2 protein-coding genes are annotated in these 4389 nt (G+C 49.4%); both read right to left on the reverse strand.

The genetic code is table 11. The features are described 5' to 3' along the window. Window positions 1-107: 107 nt before the first annotated feature. Window positions 108-1007: a transposase gene (locus QUA54_RS30585; protein ID WP_333418372.1), complete on the reverse strand. Its 900-nt coding sequence runs from the start codon at window positions 1005-1007 to the stop codon at window positions 108-110. 323 nt (window positions 1008-1330) lie between these two features. Beyond that, the coding region (locus QUA54_RS30590; RefSeq protein ID WP_445301604.1) for an Ig-like domain-containing protein at window positions 1331-4389 on the reverse strand (3059 nt) is incomplete at its 5' end.

Genomic DNA, 4389 nt, shown 5'->3' on the forward strand with positions numbered 1-4389 from the left:
GCTTAAAAATATTCTCCGTTCTATCAAGACTACTAATTATCAAGAATTAGCCAAAGCCATAGAGTTGGCGTTCAGTCTGGTTACATCATCAAATATTTTTAACTGGTTTACACACTGTTGTTATTGTACCTCATCTTTCTGAGAAAGGCTATAATTTGACAATTTAAACAACAACTCCAGACAACCAATGTATATAATGAAACTCCCGGTTTTAGATGTTTCACGAATTTAAGACGACTCAAATCATTAGAGTCAAATTTACCATCATATTTGCGAGGTGCGCCCAGTTTCTTTTGTTCACCTGTATAAAGATAGCGTAGGTTAGCATCAACTCTTAACTTGCCAATAAAGTCTAAATTTAACTCCCGCACAGCATCCCAGAATTTAGAGCGGTAGTAATAGCCATCAGCCACCAAATAACTTACAGAAGTAGGGAAGAAATAACGAGTATTCTTTAGATGTTGTGCATAGTCATCAACTCTTGTGATGTCAGGCTTTGAACTTTGAAAGTCAGGTTTTTTGCGAGTTTTTCTTGACCAGCAATTCTGCGGTTTTTGGGGCAGCTTTTTCGCAGGCTTTATTTGAGGGCGTGATGGAGTTTGTTGTACACTTAAGCTATAAGATAAACGAGTCTCAATTTCGACAATAGAAATCACAGAAATTTCCAATCCCTCTTCCGATTTTCCCGCTACACCATTATAAAAATAAGCTTTACCGTCAGTTTTTTTGCCACTTTTTCTTAAGAAAGAACAATCAATAACAGCAATGACCGTGTGTTCAGGATTTAAAGCTTTTTCGAGGAAATATTGATTGAATTGTGGAAAGTTAAAGCTTTTGAGAAAGTGACGACGGTAGTTTTTTTCGCTCAAACAACTATAACGACTGAGATTGGTGAAGTTGATTTTGCCATAGCTCAGTAAAATAGTTGAGAATAAAGTGATTAAAAACTTCTTTTGGGGTTGACTAATCCCTGGCATTTGTTGTAAGATAGATTCAATAATGTTCATAAGGCAATCTGTTGAGCTTGTGTGTTTTTATAGCTTAACCGAAAAGAGTGCCTTTTTTTCTGTTTATTTTGGGTTCAGATTGCACTCACTGTTTTCACTTCTCTGCGGTATTGCGTAAGCGTTGCTTGCCGAAGGCATCGCATCTCTCTTTAAAAACTGTCCGAAGTATTGTTAGAGAGGGACGAAAGGCAAGTGTAAAAGTGGTGTCAAGCGCCGAGTGCTATAAAGTTTCTAACCAGGATTGAGTATTGTGAGGAACGCCACAGAAGTTACGATCTGCTGTGGCGTTTTGTTCGGAGAAGAGGCGACTTTCGCGGCTAATTCTAAGCCTCAGAGCGTAATATCTCTGATAGGAAATCCGAGGAGCCGATCGCCCCGTTAACCCCCACCAAATTCGCTAAAACCCGATCTGTTCCTGCTACTTGCAGCAACATACCGTTCGGAGTGGCGCTAAATTGCAACTGCTGGAAACTCAGGCCGTCGCTCACAACAAACTTATCCACGCCTACCTCGAAGTTAATCACAGTATCAGTACCACCATCAGCACTCAACACAAATCGATCGCTCCCAATACCTCCAATTAAAGTATCATCGCCCAAGTCGCCAAACAGCCAGTCATCTCCAGCACCCCCATTGAGAAGGTCGCTATCTTTACCACCAATCAGGGTATCGCTGCCAGCATCTCCGTTGATAGTATCTTGCCCTTCGTTGCCGTAGAGCAAGTCATCCCCGTCACCGCCGTTGATGCAGTCTTGCTGGTCGTTTGCGCCCACCGAGACACCCCGGTTATCGGAACGATCGCCATAGATGGTATCGCTGCCCTCGTCACCGCAGAGCTCATCGCTGCCGTCACCGCCGTAAATCAAGTCGTCGCCCCGATCTCCGTGTATGAGGTCGTTAGCTTTGCCGGCGTAAATCAAGTCGTTGTCTTGACCGCCGGCGATGGTATCGTCACCCTCATCGCCGAACAGCACATCAGCACCGATGTTGCCAAAGAGCAAGTCCCGGCTGCCAACATCTTGAGCTCGACTTCGATCGCCACCGTACATGGTGTCGTCGCCGCTGTCGCCAACAAGGGTATCGGAGCCGAGTTCGCCCCAAATCAGGTCATTATCTTTGCCACCCCAAACACAATCATTGCCTTTACCTGCTTGGACGGTATCATTACCGTGGCCGCCGCCCATGATGTCGTTGCCGCTGCCACCAAAGATTAAGTCTTGTTCGCCGAGATCCCCGATGGACTCGGAACTGCCACTGTCGCCGAGCAGAGTATCGGCTCCTTCGCCGCCGTAGAGCGTATCGGAGCCTAATTGACCGTAGATGATGTCATTGCCTTTACCTCCGTAAGCGCGATCGTTATCTTTGCCTCCAACCAGCGTATCGTTGCCTTGTTGGCCGTTGAGGAAGTCGTTGCCGAAGCCTCCGTACAGCAAGTCGAGTCCCTGGGAGTCGCTGGCCCTTTGGTCGCGGATGCCCCCAAACAAGGTGTCGGAGCCGATGCCACCAAACAACGTATCGGAGCCGAGTTCGCCCCAAATCAGGTCATTTTCTTTACCTCCAAGGGCAATATCGTCACCTTTGCCGCTATGGATGGTATCGTCGCCCTCGTTGCCGTTAATGAGGTCTCCAGCCTCGCCTCCGAAAATCAAATCGCGAGCATCGTCAGGACTCTGGGAGTTGTTCTGCCCGGTGTCTCCGAGAATCGTATCCGCACCTCGATCTCCAAACAGGGTGTCAGAGTCTAAGTCGCCGGCAATCCAGTCGTTCTGTTTGCCTGCGAATAGGATATCGTTGCCCTCGTCTCCGTAAACAATATCGGTGTCAATGCCGCCAAAAATTGTGTCATTGTCTTCGTTGCCGTAAATTTCGTCCGCGCCGTCTTCACCTAAAAGCAGATCGTTGCCTTCAAAACCGACAATTTTTTGGTTGCCTTTGGTGTCTGCGATGAAATCATCGCCGTCGGTTCCTTTGGTGGTTTGTTCCTCTGAAAATTGTGAATTCGGCTGGATAAATCCAACTGCGGGCGGTTGCTGCGGGGGCGCAAAGTTAATTCCCGGTTTTTCAATAATGGGCGAACACTGACAGTCGGTATCTGTTTCCCCGATCGGATTTGAGATACCGGGCGCGGGTGTTGGTGTTGGTGTTGGTATGAGTGGGGGAACAGTTCCAACTGGCCTCAAGATAGCAGCAACATTAGCGCTAACGGGGCTGACTTTGCCGAGGTTGTCGGTGGCCGTGTAGCTGAAAGTTGCTCCGTTAAAGTCAACTGTGGATTGGAAAAATAGTTGTCCTATTTGTGCCGGAGTCAAAACTTGACCGGCTGTCACGGGTACGTCGCCGTTGACTGAATCTGATAAGAACAGGACTCCTTGGTTAGCTGGGGGGACGCTGGTGATGGTGTAAGAGACGATCGACCCATCGGGGTCGCTTCCTCCCAATCCCAACACCTGCACGATGCCGTTAGTCGGAACCGTGAAGTTAACATTGTTAATCGATGGCGGTTGGTTGGAAGTCGGGGAGATAGCGGCAACTGTAGCAGTGGCGGGGCTGGTAGCGCCGCTGTTATCTGTAGCGCTGTAGCTGAAATTGGCACCGGTAAAGTCGCCGGTGGATTGGAAAAATAGTTGTCCTATTTGTTCCGGTGTCAAAACTTGACCAGGCGTCACGGCTACTCCGCCGTTGGCTGGATCTCCTAAAAACAGGACTCCTTGGGCCGCTGGCGGCAGGGTGTTGATGGTGTAAGAGGCGATCGACCCATCGGGGTCACTTCCTCCCAATCCCGGCACCCGCGCGCTGCTGTTGGGGTCTACCGTGAAATTAGCATTGTTGGTTACTGGCGGTAAGTTTAGGGGATTTGGTGTGGGAGTTGCTCCTGTGGAACCGAGAGTAGCGGTAGCCAGGGGACTGGTAGCGCCGTTGTTATCTGTAGCGCTGTAGCTGAAAGTTGCTCCGGTAAAGCTACCTGTGGATTGGAAAAATAGTTGTCCTAGCTGTTCCGGTGTCAAGACTTGGCCCGGTGTCACGGCTACTCCGCCGTTGGCTGGATCTCCTAAAAACAGGATGCCTTGGGCCGCTGGCGGCAGGGTGTTGATGGTGTAAGAGGCGATCGACCCATCGGGGTCACTTTTTCCCAATCCCGGAATTTGCGCGGTGCTGTTGGGCTCTAGGGTGAGGTTAGTATTGTTGGCTGCTGGCGGTTCGTTGGGAGTCGGTGTGGGAGTTGGTGTTGGAGTTGGTGTTGGTGCTGGAATCGGTATGGGTAATGGTGTGGGAGTGGGTGTTGGTACTGGTGCTGGAGTCGGTGGGGGTGTCGTTCCTGTTAAACCGAGATTAGCGTTAGCTGGGGGGCTAACTGCGCCGAGGTTATCTGTGGCGCTGTAGG

The organism is Microcoleus sp. MOSTC5, assembly GCF_036701825.1.
GTDB classification, from domain to species: Bacteria; Cyanobacteriota; Cyanobacteriia; order Cyanobacteriales; family Microcoleaceae; genus Microcoleus; species Microcoleus asticus.